The following is a 21479-nucleotide window of genomic DNA, read 5'->3' as shown; positions in this document are numbered from 1 at the left end:
AACGTGACCGGGGAGGAGTGCCGTGCCGCTCTCGGAGCACGAGCAGCGGCTGTTCGAGCAGATCGAGCGGTCGCTTGCCGAGGACCCCAAATTCGCCTCGGCCGTGCGCGCCAGCGATCCGCGCTTCCACGCGCGGCGTCGCCTGCTCGTCGCTGCCGGCGTGATCATCGCTGGGCTGGCCCTGTTGGTCTATGGCGCGGTGATCAAGCTTCCGCCGCTGGCAGTGGCGGGTTTCGTCGTCATGCTGGCCTCGGCCGCGTTCGCGGTGCAGTCGCACCGTCGGGGGCAGTCACCGGACCTGCACGTCGTGGGCGGGACGACGAGTCGTCGTCGCCCCCGCGGCCGGTCGGGTCGTCGGCCCTCGATCCTGGACCGGATGGAGGACCGGTGGCGGCAGCGCCCGGAGGGGCACCGCTGAGCCCGGCCCGCCCCTGAGGCGGGCCGCGCGGACAAAAGTTCGGCCGCCGGGACGCCCGGCGGCCACCGACGATTCCGCACGCCCCGGGGCGTGCATCCTCCGCATCTCCCGATGTCCGGCATTCGGCCGGCCCCGTCGGCCCTGACGGCCGTGACGCCGGTCGGCCTGACGGCCGTCGGCTGGCGGCCCGACGGCCCGACCCCCGGGGGTATCGAGCCGTGACGGCCCGGCACCCGGCATAGCGAACCTGGAGAACCTGGAACGCTCGCCGACCGAGGCCCGTGCCGCGACGGGAGCCCCGCGAACGCGACGGGCCGGCGGGGGCGGGTGCCCCTACCGGCCCGTTCGTCCGTCGGTCAGCGGGCCATGCGGCCGGCCACCAGGCGACGCGGGTTCCAGCGCAGCAACCGGTGCCGGGCCCGACCGCCCGCCGCCACCAGCCGGGACGACGCCTCGGCCGTGCCGGTGCGCCAGCGCAGCAGCACCGACGGCGGCAGCACCGCCGCCACCAGGCGGGTACGCCGGTCGGTCTGTGCGGCCAGCGCGGCGCGTACGGTGCGCAGGGCCGGCAGGAGCTGCTCGCCGGTCAGCGGATCGCGGGCGTAGCGGGCGCGTTCCTCGGCGCGGCCGAGCAGGCGTACCGCCGTGGTCGCCCCCGCGTCGGCCGTGAGCGCCTCCCGGGACAGCCGGTCGGCGGTCGCCCGGGGGGTCTCCGTCCGGTCCACCCGGACCCGGTAGTCCACAAGCGTGTCCAGCAGTTCGTCCCAGGCGGCGTGCGCGTCCGCCCGCGCCCGCTCCGCGTCCGCCACCACCACCATGCGTCGCCCGTCGACGGGCGCGTCGTCGGTGGCCCCGGGGCGCACCGCCGCCGCGGCGGGTTTCGCCGGGCCGCTGCGCTTGCGGCGCAGTGCCGTGCGGCGCAGCGCCGGCAGGGCGAGCAGAGCGAGCAGGGCCAGCACCGCCGCGGCGGCGTACCAGGGCCAGACCGGAGCCTGGTCGGTCGGGGCCGTGCCGTCGAGGGCCAGGCCGGAGTCGATGTCCTCCTCGGGGCCCTCCGGCCCCGCCGGGCCGGCCGACGGGTCGACGTCGCCGGGGGCACTCGTCGGGCCTGCGGTCGGCGTCTCCGCCTCCGGGGCGTCGATGTCCGGCGCCCAGGCCGACCGGGTCGAGCCCTGCACGCCGTACGCCGGGGTCGGGTCGAAGGGCACCCAACCGATCTCGTTGAAGTAGACCTCCGTCCAGGCGTGCAGGTTCCGGTTGGTCAACGTGTACGTGCCGTCGCCGGAGTTGCTGCCGTTGGCGAAGCCGAACGCCACCCGCGCCGGGACGCCGGCAGCCCGGACCAGCCACGTCATCGCGGCGGCGTACTGCTGGCAGAAGCCGACCTTGTTGTCGAGGAAGTCGACGATCTCCCGCCCGCTGGTGCCGCCCTTGGTGCTGAGCGAGTAGGTGAAGCCGTTGTCCGCGGAGAAGTGGTCGTAGATCGCACGGACCTTGTCGTACTCGGTGTCCTTGCCCCGTACCAGGGTGGAGACCAGCTCCTCGACCTCGGGCACCGGCGGCGGCGCGGGATGCAGGCGCCGCACGGCGTGGTCGGCCGGCAACGGCGACGACCGGCGCAGGGCCGCCGGCGTGTAGGTCGAGCGCACGTACTCGAACGAGTAGCGCTTGTCGCGAGAGTTGTCCCGGTGGGAGAAGACCACCTGGAGGCTGGGGTCGTACGCCCAGTTGCCGTTGAGGCCCTCGGAGCGCACCGGTTCGGTGTAGACCGGCAGCAGCGGCATGTTGAGGGTCTTCGTCACCTCGACCGTGGCCTGGTACGTCCGCTGCTCGGCGCCCCGCGCGGACGGCGCCGGCAGGTCGTCGACGGGCCGGCCCGTGGGGGTGCCCTCACGGAAGCCGCTCGGCGTGAGCTTGTCGGCCACGCCGAAGCGCAGGTAGAAGGGGCGGGGCTCGTTCGTGGTGACCTTGACCAGATCGGCGACCTCGGACTGGTTGAGCTGCCCGCTCAACGCCGCGAACAGGTCGATCCGGCCGGTGCCGCCCTGCCCGGAGCGCCCGTTGCCGTTGCCGTTGCCCGAACCGCCCAGCGTGTCCAGCAGCCCGCCCGTCATCCCCGGCACGGCCAGCGGCAGCACCACGGCCAGGGCCACACCCACCGCCGCCAGCCGCCGGCCGGCGGCGGCCAGCGGCGAGGCCTCCCAGACGTCGACGTCCCGCCCGTCGCCGGTGAACCGCCGGCCGAACCGGCGGACCCGGTCGACGTTGTCGGTCACCAGCAGCCAGAGGAACCCGGCGGCGCCGACGACGAACGGCACCGCCGGGACGCTGTCCACGTAGACCGCGACGGGCACCGAGTAGATCGCCAGCATCGGCAGGCCGGCCAGCGCCGGCCGGCGCAGCCCGACGGTGAGCACGTCGACCACCACGGCCACCCCGCCGATCCCGAGCACCGTGACGAACAGCAGCGGGTCGGTGTCGGGGACCTTGACGCCGTACGAGCGCATGTCCTCCAGCGAGCCGTCGAGCAGCTCGCCGAAGTGCGTGAAGGTCGACGGGGTGGGCACGATGCCCAGCAGTTCGGTGCCGCCGGGGAAGAGCCAGGTCAGGGCGAGCGTCAGGCCGGCCAGCATGCCCAGCGCCTGGCCCCAGAGCGGAACCCGCGCCAGCCGGGCGAGCGCGGCCACGGCGGCGACCACGGCCACCGCGATCGTCGCCTGGATCAGCCACGTCCAGCGTTCGAAGATGGCCGACAGCGGCGCGGCGGCGAGCAGCGTCGCCGCGGCGGCCACGAAGCCCAGGTTCCGGTGGGCGATCATGAGGGGACCCTTCCGTTCATCGCATGCCGCCGGCCACCGTCTCGGCCATGGCCGCCCGCAGCGCGAAGCCCTGCGAGCCGCGGGCCGCCTGCGGCCACAGCGCGGGCAACTGCGTGCCGTGGTCGACGCCGATGACCCGCCAGCCGCTCTGCAACATGGCCAGCGCGGCGGCGCCGTGGGCGTGGTCGGCCTCGGCCCGCGCCTTGGCGGGCAGGTTCAGCCAGGTGGAGCTGTCGAGCAGGAAACCGACGCAGGTCGCGCCGTTGCCCCGCAGCCCGGCCAGCAGCTCGGCCTCGGCCGTGCTCACCGAGCCGAAGAGGCCGATGATCAGGCCGCCGTCCGCCCGTTGCCGGACCCGCTGCACCAGGGTGGTGAGCTCACCGTTCTTGTCGAGCCGGACCTCGGCGAGGTGGTCGAGGAGCACCCCGTCGCCGGCCGCCTCGGACGCGTCCACGTCCGCGCCGGAACCCGTGACCAGACGCAGCTTGTAGCCGGCCTGCCGCAGGTGCACCGCGATGCTGGCCGCGGCGGAGACCGCCCACTCGAAGGAGGCCGTCGGCCCGTCGCCGCGGTGGCCGTACGCGCGGGTGTCCAGCACGACGGTGGCCCGGCTCTCCCAGGGTTGCTCCTCCCGGCGCACCATCAGCTCGCCGGTGCGGGCGGTGGACTTCCAGTGCACCCGGCGCAGGTCGTCGCCCATCCGGTACTCCCGGGTGGCGGCGTCGTCCTCGCCGTGCACCGCCACCGAGCGGGCCCGGCTGTCGCCGCTGCCGGCGTACTCGCCGGGCAGGCGCACCGAGGGCAGCGGCGTGACCTGTGGAATGACGGTCAGATGATCGGTGCTCGGGAAGGCGCGGCTCAGCTCGCACAACCCGAACGGGTCGGTCATCCGGACCACCAGCGGGCCCACCTCGTAGCGGCCACGCACGTCGGCGCGCACCGTGTAGGCCACCGAGCTGGCCTGGTGGGCGCCGAGCCGCTCCAGCACCACCCGGGGCCGGCTGCCCAGCGCGTACGGCAGCCGGTCCTCCAGCAGCAGGGTGCCGGTGGGCAGGCGGGACATGTTCTGCAACCGCAGCACCACCCGGGAGCTGGCCCCGACGGGCACCCGGTGCGGGTCCAGCGACCGGTTGCAGGCCAGCTTGTAGCGGCTGCGCCCGACGTAGGCCGCGGCGAGCAGCGGCAGGATGGCCAGCAGCACGGCCACCCGGAGCAGGTCCTTCTCGCCGAGGATGCCGGCCGAGACCGCCGCCGCGACCGCGGCCGCCAGGAACGAACGGCCGCGGGTGGTCAGCCCGCGCAGCCCGTCGCGCACGTCACCGCCTCCGCGGCTCGTACGTGGCTCGGCCGTTGCCCTCGCCCGTGGGGCGGGTGTCGTACGGGGAGCGCCCGCGGTCGTGCGGCAGCGGCAGCCGGTGCACCAGCTCGGAGACGATCGCGTCGGTCGTACGCCGGGCGAGCTGGGCGTCGGCGGTGGGGATGATTCGGTGCGCGAGCACCGGCACGGCCAGCACCTGGAGGTCGTCGGGCAGGACGTAGTCGCGCCCCTCCAGGGCGGCCACCGCGCGGGCGGTGCGCAGGAGCTGGAGGGTCGCCCGCGGGGAGGCGCCCAGCCGCAGGTCGGCGGCCTCGCGGGTGGCGGTGACCAGGTCGATCGCGTACTGCTTGACGGCGTCGGCGACGTGCACCTGCCGGACGTGGCCGATCAGCTGCCGCACGGTGTTGGCGTCGGCGACCGGACGCAGCTCGTCCAGCGGGTCCGTCGCGCCGTGCCCGTCGAGCATCGCCAGCTCGGCGCTCGGGTCCGGGTAGCCCATCGCGATGCGGGCGGTGAACCGGTCGCGCTGTGCCTCGGGGAGGGGATAGGTGCCCTCCATCTCGATCGGGTTCTGGGTCGCGACGACCATGAACGGCGTCTGGAGGTGGTAGGTGACGCCGTCGACGGTGACCTGGCGCTCCTCCATGCACTCCAGCAGCGCCGACTGCGTCTTCGGCGAGGCGCGGTTGATCTCGTCGCCGACGACCAGGTTGGCGAAGACCGCACCGGGGCGGAACTCGAAGTCGTGCGTCTCCTGGTTGTAGACGCTGACCCCCGTGACGTCGCTGGGCAGCAGGTCGGGGGTGAACTGGATGCGGCGCACGGAGCAGTCGATCGACCGGGCCATGGCCTTGGCGAGCTTGGTCTTGCCGACCCCGGGCACGTCCTCGATGAGCAGGTGGCCCTCGGCGAGCAGGACGGCCAGGGCGAGCCGCACGGTGGCGGTCTTGCCCTCGATGACCTGCTCGATGTTCGACACGATGGCTTCGCTGGCGGCACGGAACTCGTCGTGCGGCAACACGCCGCCCACCTCGTCCCTGGTCTGTTGTGTCACGGGCCTCCTCCTCGTCGCCGGACGGCAGCTCTGTATAGAGCAGCTGGACCCGCCGTAGGGTTCGCGACGCCGAGCCTCGTCTGCCGCAGAAATCTCACTGGTCTCTCAGGCTAACCATGTTTGTCGCCGTCGCCGACCCCCGCAGGTAGACGGTCGGTTACGCACCGAACATTCGCCGGGTCGGGGGATCGGACCGTCGCTCTCGGTGCCGTTGATGATCACAAAGGGCTGCCGCGGCGCGTACGTCCGGTGTCGCCGTCCCGACCCGTGGCGGCGGGCGACGTGCGGGACCGGACGGCGGGGTACACTCCCGGGCATGGCCGGATTCTTCCTGCTTCTTACCGGGCCGTGCTGATGCGCTGACGCGCGACAGCACGGCGGCCCCTCCTGCGCGAGGGGCTTTTTTGTGCCCTCCGCCGGACGCCCCGGCGATCGGCACCCGGCACCGGCGCCGGCCCTCGGGCGGCGCGGCGCCGGCGGCGGACAGACCCGAGCCAGACCGACATGACCGCGCCGAGCGAGGTCAGCACCCAGCCCGGCCGTGGCGTGGCCGGCGGCGACGAGCGAAGCGAGGAGACGCCATGAGTGAGGCAGCACCGGCCGACATTCCCCCGTTCCGGTACACCGCGGCCCTGGCCGAGGAGATCGAACAGCGCTGGCAGGACGCCTGGGCGCGGGAGGGGACGTTCCACGCCCCGAACCCGACCGGCCCGCTGGCCGACCCCGGTCATCCGCGCGCCGGGGCGGAGAAGCTGTACGTCCTGGACATGTTCCCGTACCCGTCGGGCGCGGGCCTGCACGTCGGCCACCCCCTGGGCTACATCGGCACCGACTGCTTCGCCCGCTACCAGCGGATGGCGGGGCGCAACGTGTTGCACGCCATGGGCTTCGACGCGTTCGGCCTGCCCGCCGAGCAGTACGCGGTGCAGACCGGCACCCACCCGCGGACCACGACCGTGGCCAACATCGAGCGCTACAAGGCGCAGCTGCGCCGGCTGGGCCTGGCCCACGACGAGCGCCGCTCGGTGGCCACCATCGACACCGAGTTCTACCGGTGGACGCAGTGGATCTTCCTGCAGGTCTTCAACTCCTGGTACGACACCGGGGCGAAGCGGGCCCGCCCGATCGCCGAGCTGATCGCCGAGTTCGAGGGCGGCAACCGGCCCACGCCCGACGGGCGGCCGTGGGCGGAGCTGTCCGTCGCCGAGCGCCGGGCCGTCGTCGACGACCACCGGCTGGCGTACGTCTCGCAGGCGCCGGTCAACTGGTGCCCGGGGCTGGGCACCGTGCTGGCCAACGAGGAGGTCACCGCCGACGGCCGCTCCGAGCGCGGCAACTTCCCGGTCTTCAAGCGCAACCTGAAGCAGTGGATGATGCGGATCACCGCGTACGGCGACCGGCTGCTGGACGACCTGGACACGCTGGACTGGCCCGAGCCGATCAAGCTGATGCAGCGCAACTGGATCGGCCGCTCCACGGGCGCGCACATCGACTTCCCGACCGCCGTCGCGCCGATCCGGGTGTTCACGACCCGGCCGGACACCGTCTTCGGCGCCACCTACATGGTGCTGGCCCCCGAGCACGAGCTGGTCGACGCGCTGGCGCCGGCGGCCTGGCCCGAGGGGACGAAGGACGCGTGGACCGGCGGGCACGCCAACCCGCGCGCGGCCGTGGAGGCGTACCGCAAGGCGGCGGCGGCCAAGACCGACGTCGAGCGGCAGGCCGACACGAAGGAGAAGACCGGCGTCTTCGTCGGGGCGTACGCCACCAACCCCGTCACCGGCGGTCAGGTCCCGGTGTTCGTCGCCGACTACGTGCTGGCCGGCTACGGCACCGGTGCGATCATGGCGGTGCCCGGCCAGGACGAGCGGGACTGGGCGTTCGCCGAGGTCTTCGACCTGCCGATCGTGCGTACCGTGCAGCCCTCGGAGGGCTTCGACGGCAAGGCGTACACCGGGGACGGCCCGGCGGTCAACAGCGCCGCGCCCGAGCGCGGCCTGGACCTGAACGGCCTGGGGGTGACCGAGGCGAAGGCCCGGATCATCGAGTGGCTGGAGGCCAACGGCCACGGCACGGGCGCGGTGACCTACCGGCTGCGCGACTGGCTGTTCTCCCGGCAGCGTTACTGGGGCGAGCCGTTCCCCATCGTGTACGACGAGACCGGCGCGGCCATCGCCCTGCCGGAGGAGATGCTGCCGGTCGAGCTGCCCGAGGTGGACGACTTCTCGCCGCGCACGTTCGACCCCGAGGACGCCGGCAGCAACCCGGAGACCCCGCTGTCGCGCCGGCGCGACTGGGTCGAGGTGGAGCTGGACCTGGGCGACGGCCCGAAGCGCTACACCCGCGAGACCAACGTGATGCCGCAGTGGGCCGGCTCGTGCTGGTACGAGCTGCGCTACCTGGACCCGACGAACTCCGAGCGCTTCGTCGACGCGGAGAACGAGGCGTACTGGATGGGGCCGCGCGGCGAGGGCGACTGCGGTGGCACCGACCTGTACGTCGGCGGCGCCGAGCACGCCGTGCTGCACCTGCTGTACGCGCGGTTCTGGCACAAGGTGCTGTACGACCTGGGGCACGTCTCGTCGTTCGAGCCGTTCCGCAAGCTGTTCAACCAGGGCTACATCCAGGCGTACGCCTACACCGACGCCCGGGGCGCCTACGTGCCGGCCGAGGAGGTCACCGAGCGCGAGGGCGGCTTCTACCTGGGCGACACCCAGGTCAACCGCGAGTACGGCAAGATGGGCAAGTCCCTGAGGAACGTGGTCACGCCGGACGAGATGTGTGCCGCGTACGGGGCGGACACGTTCCGCGTCTACGAGATGTCGATGGGCCCGCTGGAGGTTTCCCGTCCGTGGGAGACCCGGGCGGTCGTCGGGTCGTACCGGTTCCTGCAGCGGGTCTGGCGGGCGGTCGTCGACGAGCAGACCGGCGCGCTGCGGGTCACCGACGCGCCCGCCGACGAGGCGACCCGGCGGCTGCTGCACAAGGTGGTCGACGGGGTCCGCGGCGACATGGAGGCGATCCGGTTCAACACGGCGATCGCCAAGCTGATCGAGCTGACCAACGGGCTGACCCGGCTGGCGGAGACCCCGCGCGAGGTGGCCGAGCCGCTGGTGCTGATGCTGGCACCGTTCGCCCCGCACGTCGCCGAGGAGCTGTGGCGCCGGCTGGGGCACGACACCTCCCTGACGTACGCGGACTTCCCGACCGCCGACCCCGCGCTGCTGGTGGCCGAGACGGTGACCTACCCGGTGCAGATCAACGGCAAGGTGCGGGGCCGCGTCGAGGTCCCCGCCGACGCGTCCGAGGAGACCGTCCGCGCGGCGGCCCTGGAGGCGGTCGCGTCCTCGCTGGCCGGCAAGGAACCCCGCAAGGTCATCGTCATCAAGGGCCGCATGGTCTCCGTGGTGGCCTGACGCCGCGCCGTGCGCGGTCGATCATGCAGTTGTGGTGGGGGACAAGGTCCCCGGGGCGGGATTAGCCGGGCACCACGACTGCATGATCGACGCGCCAGGTCGGGCCGGGCCGCGCGCTGGGGCGGGCCGGGTCAGGGGTCGCGGCGGTGGGTCAGCGTGATCGCCGCCAGGGTGGCGGCCGCGGACCAGGCGGCCAGGGTCAGCCAGGAGCCGGTGACGGTGGCCGGGTACGGGTCCAGGTTGACGACGTCGGGATGCACCTCGAGCAGTCGTAGCCAGGCGGCGAGGGGCAGGGCGTTGTACGCCTCGGCGATCCACCGGTGCTCGTCGCTGTCCACCGTCATCGGCACCAGCACGAGCACCGCCGTCGCGCCGGCCACCGCACCGGCGGCGTGCCGGGTGAGCGCGCCCAGACCCATCCCGACCAGCGCGCACACCGGCACGAGCGCGGCGCTCGCCACGACCGCGCGCAGCACCCCCGGCTCGCCGATCGACCAGCCGGCGTCCCGGTCGGCGAGGATCGCCTGGGACACCCAGAACGACGTCGTCGCGGTGACCGTGCCGAAGACGAGCATGACCCCGGCCAGCACGGCGGCCTTCGCCGCGACCAGCGCGCGGCGGGCGGGGACGGCGGCGAACGTGGCCCGGATCAGCCCGCTCTGGTGCTCGCCGACGATGGTCAGTGCGCCGATGGTGGCCGAGGCGAGGATCAGCAGCAGGTAGCCGGCCTCGGGGAAGGCGTCGCGCACCGGCCCGTACATGCGGAACATCTCCCGGCGCTCCTGCGGGTACGTCGGCCAGTTCCGGTGGTCGGCGAGGCTGGCGTTGACGCTGACCCCGACCACGAACAGGAAGACCAGCGGCAGCGTCCAGCGGGTCGAGCGCAGCGACCACAGCTTGATCCACTCGGCGGCCAGCAGGTCGCGGAACCGGGCCGGGACGTCGGTATTGGTCGGTCGGCGGGTCGGCGCGGTCACGGCGGTCATCGGGTCCCCTCCCCGGCGAGATACTCGACGCTGTCGGCGGTGAGTGCCATGAAGGCCTCCTCCAGTGAGGCGGTGCGGGCGGTCAGTTCGTGCAGCCCGACGCGGTGGGCGAGCGCGAGGTCGCCGATCCGCGCGGCCGTCAGGCCGGTCACGACGAGCACCCCGGCGTCGTCCGGGCGGACGTGCGCGCCCTCGGCGGTGAGCACGGCGGACAGCGTCGCCGGGTCGGGCGTACGGACGGTCACGTCGGCCCGGGTGTTCCCGGCGGCGAACTCGGCGAGGCCCTGCTCGGCGATCAGCCGGCCCCGGCCGATCACCACGAGCCGGTCCACGCAGTTCTGCATCTCGCTCATCAGATGGCTGGAGACGAAGACCGTGCGCCCCTCGGCCGCCAGCCGCCGGAACAGGTCCCGTACCCAGCGCACCCCCTCCGGGTCGAGACCGTTGAACGGCTCGTCGAAGAGCAGGACGGGCGGGTCCCCGAGCAGCGCGGCGGCGATCCCGAGCCGCTGCCGCATGCCGAGCGAGAAGCCGCCGATGCGCCGCCGGGCGACGGCCGACAGCCCCACCTCCCGGAGCACCTCGTCGACCCGGGCGCGCGCGATGCCGTTGCTGCGGGCCAGGGCCGACAGGTGCGCGACGGCGCTGCGCCCGCCGTGCACGTCCCCGGCGTCGAGCAGCGCGCCGGCGTGGCGCAGCCCGCGTGGCCGGGCGGCGAAGCGGACCCCGTCCACGGTGACGGTGCCGCTGGTCGGCGCGGTGAGCCCGATGATCATCCGCAGCGTGGTGGACTTGCCGGCCCCGTTGGGGCCGAGGAACCCTGTCACGTGGCCGGGGCGCACGGTCAGGGTGAGGTCGTCGACGGCCGTCGTGCGGCCGTACCGTCTCGTCAGGGACTGAAGTTCGATCACCTGCCCCACGCTGCCGGGCGGCGGCCGGCGGGGCGTCGCCCCGGCGGCCACACCCGGCGGCCGGTGACCCGCCCCGGGGCGTACGCCCGTGGGCCGATGCGCGGGCGGCGACGGGCTGTCTACCGTGTGCGCATGGACGCCACCGTGCCGCTGCCACGCCGCGCCGCGTCGCTGGCGCGGGCGGTCCTGCCCTGGGTCGGCGTCGCGCTGCTGCCCGTCACCGTGCTGCTCGCCCCGGCCGTCGCGTCGAGCCGGGGCGGCGTGGGGTTCGGCGACTGGTGGTTCTCCGAGCGCTACCTGGTGCCGTTGCTGGCCGTGGTCCCGCCCGCCGGCCTGCTGCGCCGCCGCCCGGTGCTCGCCCTGGCCCTGATGGTCGTCGCGGCGTGCGTGGTCACCGCAGCCGTCAACGTTCCGGAGGGCGGCTACCTGACCGACATCTGGTACGCGCAGTTCCTGGCCATCGACCTGGTGGTGGGGCTGATCGCGGCGCACCGGTCGCGCCGCGTCTCGGTGCCGGTGGCCGTCGCGGTGCTCGTCGTGCAGATCACCGCCGGCTTCGTGAACCCGGCCAGCGACCCCATCAACCGGGCCACGCTCGCCGTGCTGGCGGTCGTCACCGCGTGGACGGTCGGCAACTCGGTCCAGGCCCGGCGCGGCTACGCCGCGGCCGTCCGGGCGCACACCGCCGCCGAGGCGGTCACCGCCGAGCGGCTGCGCATCGCCCGCGAGCTGCACGACATGGTCGCGCACAGCATCGGGGTGATCGCCATCCAGGCCGGCGTGGGCGCCCGGGTCATCGACACCCAACCGGCCCAGGCCCGCGCCGCGCTCGCCACCATCGAGGCGACCAGCCGCGACACCCTGGCCGGCCTGCGGCGTACGCTCGGCGCGCTGCGCCGCCCGCAGTCGGAGTCGGCGTCGCTGGACCCGACGCCGGGGCTGGACGACCTCGACCGACTGGTCGCGGCTGCCGCCGACGCGGGGGTGCGGGTGGACCTGCGGCGCGTCGGCGAGCGGCGGCCCGTCCCGGCCGAGGTCGACCTCGCCGCGTTCCGGATCGTGCAGGAGGCGCTCACCAACGTGGTACGGCACGCGGGCACCGACCGGTGCCGGGTCACCGCCGAGCACGGCCCCGACGAGGTGGCCGTGGAGATCGTCGACGAGGGCCGGGGCGCCCGGGTCGGCGGTGAGGGGCACGGAATCCTCGGCATGCGCGAACGGGTCGCTCTGCTGGAAGGCCGGTTCCACGCCGGGCCCCGCCCCGAGGGCGGCTTCCGGGTGGCGGCGTGGCTACCGGCACCCCCCGCAGCGCCGGCACCCCCCGCAGCGCCGGCAGCACCGGCAGCACCGGCAGCACACGTGGCGACGGAGTCGGCCGGGGCGCAGACCGGGGCGGGGGACCGGTGAGCGTCCGGGTGCTGCTCGTCGACGACCAGCCACTGGTCCGCGCCGGCCTGCGGGTGCTCATCGCCGACGCCCCCGACATCGACGTCGTCGGCGAGGCGGGTACGGGGGCCGAGGCGGTGCGGCTGGCCCGCGAGGTCGTGCCGGACGTGGTGCTGATGGACCTGCGGATGCCCGGCATGGACGGCATCCAGGCCACCCGCGCGATCACCGCGCACGGCGGCGCCACCCGCGTCCTCGTGCTCACCACCTTCGACGACGACGAGCACGTGCACGCCGCGTTGCGCGCCGGCGCGAGCGGGTTCCTGGTCAAGGACATGGCACTGGACGACATCCTCGGCGCGGTCCGGGTGGTCGCCGCCGGGGACGCGCTGATCGCCCCCGGGGTCACCCGCCGGCTCATCGCCGAGTTCGCCCGCCGGCCGACCCCCACCGCCCCGACCCGGGCCCTCGACGGCGTCACCGAGCGGGAGCGCGAGGTGCTGACGCTCGTCGGCCGGGGCCTGTCCAACGGCGAGATCGCCGCCGAGCTGGTGATCAGCGCGGCCACCGCCAAGGCGCACGTGGCCCGGCTGTTCAGCAAGCTGGGCGCCCGCGACCGGGTGCACCTCGTCATCGCCGCCTACGAGGCCGGGCTGGTCTCCCCGGCGGGATGAGGCACGCGACCGGACGCGCTCGGGGCGCTCAGCGCAGCGCGGCCGCGACCACCGGGCGGTGCTCGCCCAGCCAGCCGTACCAGCGGCGCACCGTGTCGGCGATCCCCGCGTCGCGGAGCCGGCACATGGTCGGATCGCCCCGCTCCGCGCCGGCCGCGATCCCGCGCCAGGTGCCGTCGATCTGGGCGAGCATCACGTCGACCAGTTCGGCGCGGGGCAGCGCGGGCGACCCCGGGCCGGCCGCCTCGTAGGAGTCGCAGAGCAGCCGGGCGCGCCGGCCCAGCTCCACCGGGTCGGCTGCCGGCCCCACCGCCGCCCAGTGCCAGGCGGCGAAGGCGACGTCCTCGACCCGCCGGCCGGGCGCGGCCAGGTCCCAGTCGATCAGCGCCACGGGCAGCGGGCCGGCGGGAGCGTCCCGGTACACCGTGTTCTTGGGGGACAGGTCGCGGTGGCAGACCGTCTCGGCGTCGGCGGCCAGCGGGCTGCCCGCGCAGGCGTCGTGCAGCCGCCGGAGCAGCTCGGCCAGCCGGGTCAGCGCCGGGTCGGCGAAGTACGCCGGATCCTCCCTGTCCCGCCACGGCACCCGGCCGTCGACGTGGCTGAGCACCTGCCGACCCCGCTCGTCCATGCCGAGGTGGCGGGGCGCGACGTCCGCGCCCACCCGCTCCAGGTGTCGCAGCAGCGCGGCGACGAACTCGGCGTTCTCCGGCGGCGTACGCCGGACGGTGTCGCCGACCCGGACCACCTCGGCGATGAAGCCGCCCCGCAGCCGCTCCTCGGCGGCGATCGGGTCGACGCGACCGGTGGCGCCGGCCGGCTGCCGCCCCTCGTGTTCCGGCCCCGTGGCCCCGCCCGCTCCGGGCGATCCGCCGCGCACCGCCGGCCTCAGCTCGGCCCGAGCCGGCGCTGCCGCTCGGCGCGCCACCAGCGGTGGATCAGCACGACGCTGGCGATCAGGCCGAGCGCGGCCGGCGCGACGCCGAACCAGTTGACGTCGCCCGGGGAGGTGACCGTCGCGCCCACCGCCGCGTAGCCGAACGCGGTGGGCGCGGAGGCGATCACGCTGCCGGCGAGGAACGGCAGCACCCGGGCGCCGGTGGTGCCGTAGCCGTAGCTGACCAGCCCGAAGCCGGCGATCGGCAGCAGCCGTACGGTGATCACGCCGAGGACGCTCTGGCGGGCGAACCAGCCGTCCAACCGGGCCAGCCGGCCGCGTACCCGCTCGGCGACGAAGTCCCGCCCGAGCAGGCGGCCGACCGTGAAGCCCAGCGCCGCCGCGAGCAGGGCGGCGCCCAGCGCGTACGCGGCGCCCTCCAGCGCACCGAAGATCGCGCCCGAGGCGAGCGTGATGAAGGTCCGGGGGACCAGCGCGACCAGCAGCAGAGCCCCGCCGAGGACCGCCGCCACGGGGGCGAGGCCGCCCAGCCGGTCGGCCAGCCCGGGCAGTTCCCGCGCCTCGGGCAGGTCGACGACGAGCAGCACCGCCCCGAAGGAGGCGAGCAGGAGCAGCAGCAGGGCGAACCGGACGGCCGACGGCTGCCGCAGCAGCCGCCGGACGGCCGGGATCATGCCCGGGCGGCGGCGGCCACCGCGGTGCGGCGCTCGGCGCGCAGCCGGTCCGACCAGGTGTCGTCGAGCGGCGGGAGCTGGTGCGCGCCGGTGGCCCAGCGCAGCAGGAGGTCCGCCAGGGCGGGATTGCGGGCGAGGGCCGGGCCGTGCGAATACGTGCCGAGCAGCTTGCCCCGCCACGCCCCCTCGGTGGCGCCGTCGTTGCCGACCCCGGCGGTGACCCGGGCCAGCGGGGAGACCCCCGGGCCGAGGTGGGTGCGCCCGCCGTGGTTCTCGAACCCGGTCAGCGCCGGCACGCCCAGCCGCGGGTCGATCTCGCCGGCCAGCTCGCCGACGGCGCGGGTCGGCCCCCGGTCGGAGGAGAGGTCGAGCAGTTCCAGCCCGGCGCAGAGGGTGCCCTTGGCGAAGAAGGAGGTGCCGAGCAGCTGGTAGCCGGCGCAGACCCCGAACACGACCGAGCCCTGGGCGACCGCCCGGTGCAGGCCGCCGTCGGCGAGCAGCCGCTGCGCGCCGAGCGCCTGCGGGCCGTCCTCGCCGCCGCCGATGAGGTAGATGTCGGCGGTGGAGGGGAGGCGCTGGTCGGAACGCACCTCCAGCACCTCGACCGGGAAGCCGCGCTGCCGCGCCCGGCGGGCGAGGATCAGGGCGTTGCCACGGTCGCCGTAGGTGGAGAGCAGGTCGGGGTAGATCCAGACGATGCGCAGGCTCTCAGTTGACACGGTCCAACTCCGCTCGGATGTCCTGGAACGCGGTGTAGTTCGCGATGACCTCCAGGCGCCCCGGGGGCACCGACCGGACGGCGTCGTCGAACGTCCGCACATGCTGGAAGGGCACGTCGTTGACCTCGAGCCGGACCGCGAGGTCGTACGCGCGGTCCCCGGTGATCAGCACCTGCCGGCCCCGTAGCGGGGCGAAGTCGACGTCGAAGAGCCAGGAGGTGTCCAGCCCGTCGGGGTCCCGGGCGTTGATGGAGAGCAGCGTCGGGGCGACGTCGGCCATGTCGAAGGCCTCCAGCCAGCTGGCCGGGTTCTTCGCCAGCAGCAGCCGGATGTTGCGCCCGTCCCGGTCGACCTGGGCGTAGCGGCCCGCGACGGAGGTGACGCTGCCGAGCTGGAGCACCGCGTCCACGGGCCGGACGCCGAACTCGGCGGCGACGGCCAGCGCGGTCGCGGCGTTGCCGACGTTGACCTTGCCCGGGAGCTGGAGCTTGACCTTGTGCCAGGCACCGGTCGGGTCGAGCACGCCGTCGTCCTCCACCGTCCACTGCGGCTCGGGACGGCGCAGCGGGCAGCCGCTGCACCACCACTGGTCGCCGGAGCGCTGGATGGTGGAGCCGCACTCGGGGCAGACCCAGGAGTCGTCGTGCCAGCGTTGTCCGGCGCTGAACCAGGTGACCTGCGGCGGGGCGATGCGGTGGTCGTGGTTGGGCGGCGGGGTCGCGGCCCAGACCACCATCGGGTCGTCGGCGTTGGCGACGACGCGGACGTTGGTGTGCCGGACCAGCGCGGCGCGCCAGAGCTGCGCCATCATGGCGACCTCCTTGGCCCGGTCGAGCTGGTCGCGGGAGAGGTTGAGCAGCGCCACCACGTGCGGCTCGGTGGCGTCCAGCACCTGGGCGAGGTAGTGCTCGTCCACCTCCAGCACCGCGTAGGGCGTGCTGCCGGCCTTGGCGAGCGCCGAGGTGTGCCCCGTCGGCATGTTGGCGCCGAACGAGTTGGTGGCGACGCGGCCGAGCACCCCGACCGCCGCCGCGGTGAGCCGGGTGGTGGTGGTCTTGCCGTTGGTGCCGGAGATCAGGGCGATGGCGCGCCCAGCCGACAGGTGGGCCAGCAGGTCCGGGTCGATCTTCAGGCCGATCCAGCCGCCGATCACCGAGCCGTCACCGCGCCCCGCGGCCCGCGACAGCGCCGCGGCGGTCCGCGACACCGAGCTTGCCACCTTTGCCCGCAGGGGCATCTTCGCGTCCGTCACCCGAGCGAGGTTACCGGACCGGCGACCCCGCCAGATCGCCGCCGACGGCGAACCGTTCGGCCGGGGTGGTCCGGCGGGGTGGTCGGGACGCGCTCAGCCGGACGGAGTCGATCTATGTCGGAAAGCGGACCGGCCCGGGGCACCCCGCGGCCCTCCACTCCGCTCCACCCCCGTTGACGTGCGGTTTTGCGCGCCGAAAGGCCGCGCCACGCGGGCGATTCTGGTTGCGGGTGGAGGGAAGTGGAGTAGAGTGGGGCGCAGTGGTGAGGCCGGGAGGGCCCACCGGCCCGGGGGGTCAGCGGCGCCGCGAACGCCGCTCAAGGGCGAGGGGGTTGGGCCGATGTTTCTCGGCACCCACACCCCGCGCCTGGACGACAAAGGCCGGTTGATCCTCCCGGCGAAGTTCCGGGACGAGCTGGCGGGGGGTGTCGTGATAACCAAAGGGCAGGATCGCTGCCTCTACGCCTTCCCGATGCCCGAGTTCCAGCGGATCGCGGAGCAGTTGCGCGCGCAACCGATGACGAACAAGGCGGCCCGAGCCTACAGCCGGGTCTTCTTCGCCAGCGCGCACGACGAGGTTCCCGACAAGCAGGGCCGGGTGACGATCCCGGCCCACCTGCGGGACTACGCCGCCCTCGACCGGGATCTGGTCGTGATCGGCGCGAGCACCCGGGTGGAGATCTGGGACAAGGCTGCCTGGGAGACCTACCTCGCGGAGAGCGAAGACGACTTCGCCGACATCGAGGAGGGGGTGCTGCCCGGCGGTCTGTAGGGCGTGACGGCGCCCGACGTACTGCGAGATCTCCACCCGCTTTCGAGTTCCTGGCACCCCTTCCCCGGTGCCAGGCGCACGATCCGATCGGAGGGCCGCGGCCTCCGAGGGGCGAGAGCGGATGGGGATCTGGCGGTACGACGGCACGGCGTCGTCCGACGACAGACGCGTGAAGGACGAAGGTTTCACACCAGTGGGGGTCGACATGGGGGAGCTACGCGGCACGCACGTGCCGGTGCTGCTCGAGCGGTGTCTCGAGTTGCTGGCCCCCGCGCTGGGCCGGGGCGGACGGACGGTCCACGTCGACGCGACGCTGGGCCTGGCCGGGCACGCCGAGGCGGTGCTCGAGGCGCATCCGGAGACGGTGCTGATCGGGCTGGACCGGGACACCGAGGCGCTCGCTCACGCACGCGTCCGGCTGGCCCGCTTCGCCGACCGCGTCCACCTGGAGCACGCCGTCTACGACGAGCTGCCGGAGGTGCTCGGTCGGCTGGGCTATCCGGCGATCGACGGCATCCTGTTCGACCTGGGCGTCTCCTCCCTGCAACTCGACGCACCCGACCGCGGGTTCGCCTACGCGCAGGACGCCCCGCTGGACATGCGGATGGACCAGACCCGGGGGGTGACCGCCGAGGAGGTGGTCAACACGTACGCCCATCCGGACCTGGCCCGCGTGCTGCGGGTCTACGGCGAGGAGAAGTTCGCGGGCCGGATCGCCTCGGCGATCATCCGCGAGCGGGAGCGGGCCCGGATCACCTCGTCGGCGCGGCTGGCCGAACTGGTCAGGGAGTCCATTCCGGCACCCGCCCGACGAACCGGGGGACACCCGGCCAAGAGAACGTTTCAGGCTTTACGGATCGAGGTAAACAAGGAACTGGCAGCGCTGGAGACGGCGCTGCCAGCCGCGCTCGACAAGCTCAACGTGGGCGGCCGCATGGTGGTCCTGTCCTACCACTCGCTGGAGGACCGGCTCACCAAGGCGGCGCTCAGCGACCGGGTCCGCAGCAAGGGCCCGGTCGACCTCCCGGTCGAACTGCCCGGGTCCGGTCCGACGTTCCGGCTCCTCAGCCGGGGCGCCGAACTTCCCGGGGAGGCGGAGGTCGCCGCGAACCCGCGGGCCGCGTCAGTGCGGCTGCGGGCCGCGGAGCGACTCGACCCGGACGCGGCACAGCAGGGCGGCACCGACCGCGAACGGTACCGCCGGCGGGTCAAGGCGATGCACCAACCAGGGGCGGGGTCTCCCGGATCCGACACGGATCTGACGGACCCCGGGGGACGGGACAGGGACGGACGAAGAGGGGGAGGGACATGACTATTGACAAGCGCGACCGTCGGGACATCGCCGGCGGCGGGCAGCGCGCACCGCGGTCGGGGGGCCGGACCGCGGCGGAGCGGGCCACGCGCATCGGGACCGGCGCGCCGCGGGCGGACCGCGCGAACCGGCAGGGGGAGACTCGCGCCCGGGGGGCGCGCGAGTTCCCGACCCAGGGCAGCGCCGCGCTGCGGCCGGCCGAGCGGGACAGCGCCGGCACGGCCCGTCCGCCCCGGCTGCGGGTGGCGCCGCCGCCGCCGGTGAAGGTGCCGCGGGCACCCTTCGCCGCCCTGGTGCTGGTGCTGGTGGTCGGCGGGGTGCTCGGCATCCTGGCGGTCAACACGAAGATCAACGAGAACGCCTTCCGGCTGGAGAAGCTCCAGGAGCAGCAGGCCAAGCTCGACGTGGAGCAGCAGCAGCTCAACAAGGAGATCGCCGACGCGGAGGCCCCGGGCAACCTGGAGGCCCGGGCCCGCCAGCTCGGTCTGGTGGAGGCGGGCGAGCCGGCCTACATCCGGCTGCCCGACGGCAAGGTCATCGGCGTGCCGCAGCCCGCCGGGGGCAAGCCCTCGATCACCAGCCAGCAGGGCGCGGGAGGCTGACGACCGTGCCGCCGAGATCGGAGGAACCGCGCCGGGACGCCACAGGCTCCCGGCGCGGTTCGTCGCGCAACGGCGGGGGCCGGGGCGGCGAGCCGCGCTCCGGTGAGCCGGGGGTCGGTGGCATCTCCGACGCCCGGGCGTACACCCCGCGCGGGCGCACCGTGCGCGAGCAGCGCGCCGGCGGTCGCGCCGAGCGGGACGCCGACGCCGGCCCCGCCGAGCAGCGCCGGACGCCACGTAGCACGCGCTCCGGCGACCCGTTCCGCCCCGCCCTCCAGGTCCTCGACGGCGGGCGCGCCGGCGCCGGCCGCGCCGGCCGGCGGGAGGCGGCGGGCCGCTCCGGGGTCGTCCGCACCGTCACGCCCCGCACCCCGCGCCACGACGACGAGCCGGCGGCGCCGCGCCGCCGCGCCGCCCCGCGCCCCGCCCGCCGGCCGGACCGTCCGGCCGCCCGGCGGCCGTCGCGTAAGCCGCCGAAGCCGCCCCGGCTGGCCGATCCCCGTCGCCGGCTGCGGCTGGGCACCGTGCTCACCCTGACGCTCTTCGCCGTCATCGGCATCCGGCTGGTGGTCCTCCAGGCCGTGGAGACTCCGGCGTACGCCGGCGGTGGTCTCGCCGACCGGCTGCGCACCGTCACGCTGCCGGCGGCGCGCGGCGCCATCTACGACCGGTCCGGCGCCCCGCTGGCGCACAGCGTCGAGGCGCGCTACGTCTACGCCGACCCCACCCAGGTCAAGGACCAGCAGGCCACCGCCCGGGCGCTGTCCCCGCTGCTCGGCATGCCGGCCTCGGAGCTGGCCGAGAAGATGAAGCCCCGCAAGCGGGTCAACGGCGTCGACTCGCAGTTCGAGTACCTGGCCCGTGGGGTGGACATCGACCGGGCCCGGAAGATCACGGGGCTGGAGCTGCCCGGCATCTACACCCACCGCGACGAGCGGCGCGAGGTGCCCGGCGGCGACCTCGCGGCCAACCTGCTCGGCTTCACCAGCCAGGACATGGTCGGGCTGGAGGGGCTGGAGGCCCGCTACGACGACGTGCTGCGCGGCAAGGACGGCAAGCGGGTCTACGAGGTCGGCCTCGGCGACCTGGCCGCCCCGATCCCCGGCGGCTACAGCGAGACGACGAAGGCCAAGCCGGGCAGCTCGCTCCAGCTCACCGTCGACCGCGACCTGCAGTTCATGGTGCAGCGGATGCTGAGCCGGCACATGGCGCAGAGCAAGGGCAGCACCGGCGCCGCCGTGGTGATCGAGATCCCCTCCGGCGAGGTGCTGGCCCAGGCCAGCCACCCCACCTACAACGCGGCGAAGCCCACGCCGAGCGACCCGAAGGACCGGGAGGACGCCGCCACCAGCTTCGTGGTCGACCCCGGCTCGGTACACAAGGCGATCACCTTCGGCGCCGCGCTCCAGGAGCGGGTGATCACCCCCGACACCACGCTGCCGATCGCCAACAGCATCACGAAGGGCGACACCCCGTTCTTCGACACGCACAAGGCGCACGGACAGCGGATGAGCCTGCCCGGCATGATGGCGTACTCGTCCAACGTCGGCACCATCCAGATCGCCGACAAGCTCGGCCCGGAGCGGCTCATCGACTACCAGAAGCGCTTCGGCCTCGGGGAGCCGACGCGGGTGGGCATGCCCGGCGAGGCCAGCGGGCGGCTGCTGCCGCTCGACGAGTGGAGCGGGTCGTCGCACGGGTCGGTGCCGATCGGGCACAGCGTGGACGCCACACCGCTGCAGATGGCCGCCGTCTACGCGACGATCGCCAACAACGGCACGTACGTGCAGCCGCGCCTGGTCAAGGAGGTGATCGGGCCGGACGGGAAGCGCACGCCGACCGACCCTCCGGTCACCCGGTCGGTGCTCAGCCCGGAGAACGCCGCGGCGCTGCGGCACATCCTGGAGGCGGTCACCACGGTCGAGGACGGGACCGGCAGGGCCGCGGCGATCCCCGAGTGGCGGGTCGCCGGCAAGACCGGCACCGGCTGGCGGCTGGTCGACGGGCGCAAGCAGCTCGGCGAGGTGGCCTCGTTCATCGGGATGGCCCCGGCCGAGAAGCCGCGCTACGTGATCGCGGTCTTCGCGCACACCCCCTCCGGCGGGGGCGGGGACATCGCGGCCCCCGCGTTCCGGGACATGATGCAGTTCACGCTGCGTCACTACGGGGTACCGCCGAGTGGGGAGAAGGCCCCGAAGTTCACGGTCTATCCGCGTTGAGCGGCCACGCCGCGACATCATCGGTGAGTGCGGACGAACCACCGGGGCGGCA

16 protein-coding genes and 1 pseudogene are annotated in these 21479 nt (G+C 74.4%); 8 read left to right on the top strand and 9 right to left on the bottom strand.

The genetic code is table 11. The features are described 5' to 3' along the window. Positions 1-22: 22 nt before the first annotated feature. Positions 23-418, top strand: coding sequence for a DUF3040 domain-containing protein (locus OG989_RS29625; RefSeq protein WP_132236265.1), 396 nt, complete (start codon positions 23-25; stop codon positions 416-418). A 356-nt stretch (positions 419-774) separates the two neighbouring features. Here OG989_RS29625 and OG989_RS29620 read toward each other — a convergent pair whose 3' ends face one another. The 3 genes from OG989_RS29620 to OG989_RS29610 are packed head-to-tail and all read right to left on the bottom strand — an operon-like array spanning position 775 to position 5609. Beyond that, a complete protein-coding gene (locus OG989_RS29620) occupies positions 775-3237 on the bottom strand; it encodes a transglutaminase TgpA family protein (RefSeq protein WP_327029137.1) in 2463 nt (820 codons plus the stop codon). A gap of 16 nt (positions 3238-3253) precedes the next feature. After that, positions 3254-4552 carry a DUF58 domain-containing protein gene (locus OG989_RS29615; protein WP_151455427.1) on the bottom strand — a complete coding sequence of 433 codons (1299 nt, stop codon included), beginning with the start codon at positions 4550-4552 and terminating at the stop codon, positions 3254-3256. Between the two features lies 1 nt (position 4553). After that, positions 4554-5609 (bottom strand): AAA family ATPase, encoded by a 1056-nt coding sequence (locus tag OG989_RS29610; RefSeq protein WP_151455428.1) that lies wholly within the window; start codon positions 5607-5609, stop codon positions 4554-4556. Positions 5610-6190: 581 nt separating this feature from the next. Between OG989_RS29610 and leuS the strand changes: the two genes are divergently transcribed. Then, positions 6191-9025, top strand: a complete 2835-nt coding sequence (leuS, locus tag OG989_RS29605; protein ID WP_327029136.1) for a leucine--tRNA ligase — start codon at positions 6191-6193, stop codon at positions 9023-9025. A 131-nt stretch (positions 9026-9156) separates the two neighbouring features. Here leuS and OG989_RS29600 read toward each other — a convergent pair whose 3' ends face one another. Next, a complete protein-coding gene (locus OG989_RS29600; protein ID WP_327029135.1) occupies positions 9157-10011 on the bottom strand; it encodes an ABC transporter permease subunit in 855 nt (284 codons plus the stop codon). Beyond that, the gene (locus tag OG989_RS29595; protein WP_442791893.1) at positions 10008-10922 is read right to left on the bottom strand and encodes an ATP-binding cassette domain-containing protein; all 915 of its coding nucleotides are present in this window, start codon (positions 10920-10922) and stop codon (positions 10008-10010) included. The genes OG989_RS29600 and OG989_RS29595 overlap by 4 nt, the downstream gene beginning before the upstream one ends. Positions 10923-11054: 132 nt before the next feature. Here OG989_RS29595 and OG989_RS29590 point away from each other — a divergent pair, with 132 nt between their 5' ends. After that, positions 11055-12329: a sensor histidine kinase gene (locus OG989_RS29590; RefSeq protein WP_327029133.1), complete on the top strand. Its 1275-nt coding sequence runs from the start codon at positions 11055-11057 to the stop codon at positions 12327-12329. After that, the gene (locus OG989_RS29585; protein WP_327029132.1) at positions 12326-12982 is read left to right on the top strand and encodes a response regulator transcription factor; all 657 of its coding nucleotides are present in this window, start codon (positions 12326-12328) and stop codon (positions 12980-12982) included. The genes OG989_RS29590 and OG989_RS29585 overlap by 4 nt, the downstream gene beginning before the upstream one ends. Positions 12983-13010: 28 nt before the next feature. Here OG989_RS29585 and OG989_RS29580 read toward each other — a convergent pair whose 3' ends face one another. From OG989_RS29580 to OG989_RS29565, 4 genes are read right to left on the bottom strand one after another with little or no spacing between them, the layout of a single operon-like run. Further along, on the bottom strand, positions 13011-13859 hold the full coding sequence (locus OG989_RS29580) for a phosphotransferase (protein WP_327029131.1): 849 nt from the start codon (positions 13857-13859) through the stop codon (positions 13011-13013). Between the two features lie 8 nt (positions 13860-13867). Continuing rightward, positions 13868-14551, bottom strand: coding sequence for a TVP38/TMEM64 family protein (locus tag OG989_RS29575; protein ID WP_327029130.1), 684 nt, complete (start codon positions 14549-14551; stop codon positions 13868-13870). After that, the gene (locus OG989_RS29570; protein WP_132236287.1) at positions 14548-15270 is read right to left on the bottom strand and encodes a type 1 glutamine amidotransferase; all 723 of its coding nucleotides are present in this window, start codon (positions 15268-15270) and stop codon (positions 14548-14550) included. Before OG989_RS29570 ends, OG989_RS29575 begins: the two co-directional genes overlap by 4 nt. Further along, positions 15260-16507, bottom strand: a complete 1248-nt coding sequence (locus OG989_RS29565) for a MurT ligase domain-containing protein (RefSeq protein ID WP_151457258.1) — start codon at positions 16505-16507, stop codon at positions 15260-15262. The genes OG989_RS29570 and OG989_RS29565 overlap by 11 nt, the downstream gene beginning before the upstream one ends. A 355-nt stretch (positions 16508-16862) precedes the next feature. On the opposite strand from OG989_RS29565, the gene mraZ reads away from it, so the two are divergent. The 4 genes and pseudogenes from mraZ to OG989_RS29545 all read left to right on the top strand — a co-directional run bounded on the left by mraZ (position 16863) and on the right by OG989_RS29545 (position 21427). Next, positions 16863-17294, top strand: a complete 432-nt coding sequence (mraZ, locus tag OG989_RS29560; protein WP_132236289.1) for a division/cell wall cluster transcriptional repressor MraZ — start codon at positions 16863-16865, stop codon at positions 17292-17294. Positions 17295-17499: 205 nt separating this feature from the next. Further along, positions 17500-18613, top strand: a pseudogene (gene rsmH / locus OG989_RS29555) (16S rRNA (cytosine(1402)-N(4))-methyltransferase RsmH). After that, a complete protein-coding gene (locus tag OG989_RS29550) occupies positions 18603-19208 on the top strand; it encodes a septum formation initiator family protein (protein WP_151457256.1) in 606 nt (201 codons plus the stop codon). Before rsmH ends, OG989_RS29550 begins: the two are co-directional and overlap by 11 nt. Before the next feature lie 5 nt (positions 19209-19213). Further along, positions 19214-21427 carry a peptidoglycan D,D-transpeptidase FtsI family protein gene (locus tag OG989_RS29545; protein ID WP_327029129.1) on the top strand — a complete coding sequence of 738 codons (2214 nt, stop codon included), beginning with the start codon at positions 19214-19216 and terminating at the stop codon, positions 21425-21427. Positions 21428-21479 lie beyond the last annotated feature (52 nt).

Source organism: Micromonospora sp. NBC_01740 (assembly GCF_035920365.1).
GTDB classification, from domain to species: Bacteria; Actinomycetota; Actinomycetes; order Mycobacteriales; family Micromonosporaceae; genus Micromonospora; species Micromonospora reichwaldensis.
The sequence above is the reverse complement of the archived record's forward strand: the minus strand, read 5'-3'. Positions and strand labels throughout refer to the sequence as shown.

Coding starts and splice junctions, on each gene's coding strand:
- OG989_RS29620 (WP_327029137.1), bottom strand. CDS start 3,237: ATGATCGCCCACCGGAACCTGGGCTTCGTGGCCGCCGCGGCGACGCTG.
- OG989_RS29575 (WP_327029130.1), bottom strand. CDS start 14,551: ATGATCCCGGCCGTCCGGCGGCTGCTGCGGCAGCCGTCGGCCGTCCGG.
- OG989_RS29550 (WP_151457256.1), top strand. CDS start 18,603: ATGACTATTGACAAGCGCGACCGTCGGGACATCGCCGGCGGCGGGCAG.
- OG989_RS29565 (WP_151457258.1), bottom strand. CDS start 16,507: ATGCCCCTGCGGGCAAAGGTGGCAAGCTCGGTGTCGCGGACCGCCGCG.
- OG989_RS29600 (WP_327029135.1), bottom strand. CDS start 10,011: ATGACCGCCGTGACCGCGCCGACCCGCCGACCGACCAATACCGACGTC.
- leuS (WP_327029136.1), top strand. CDS start 6,191: ATGAGTGAGGCAGCACCGGCCGACATTCCCCCGTTCCGGTACACCGCG.
- OG989_RS29590 (WP_327029133.1), top strand. CDS start 11,055: ATGGACGCCACCGTGCCGCTGCCACGCCGCGCCGCGTCGCTGGCGCGG.
- mraZ (WP_132236289.1), top strand. CDS start 16,863: ATGTTTCTCGGCACCCACACCCCGCGCCTGGACGACAAAGGCCGGTTG.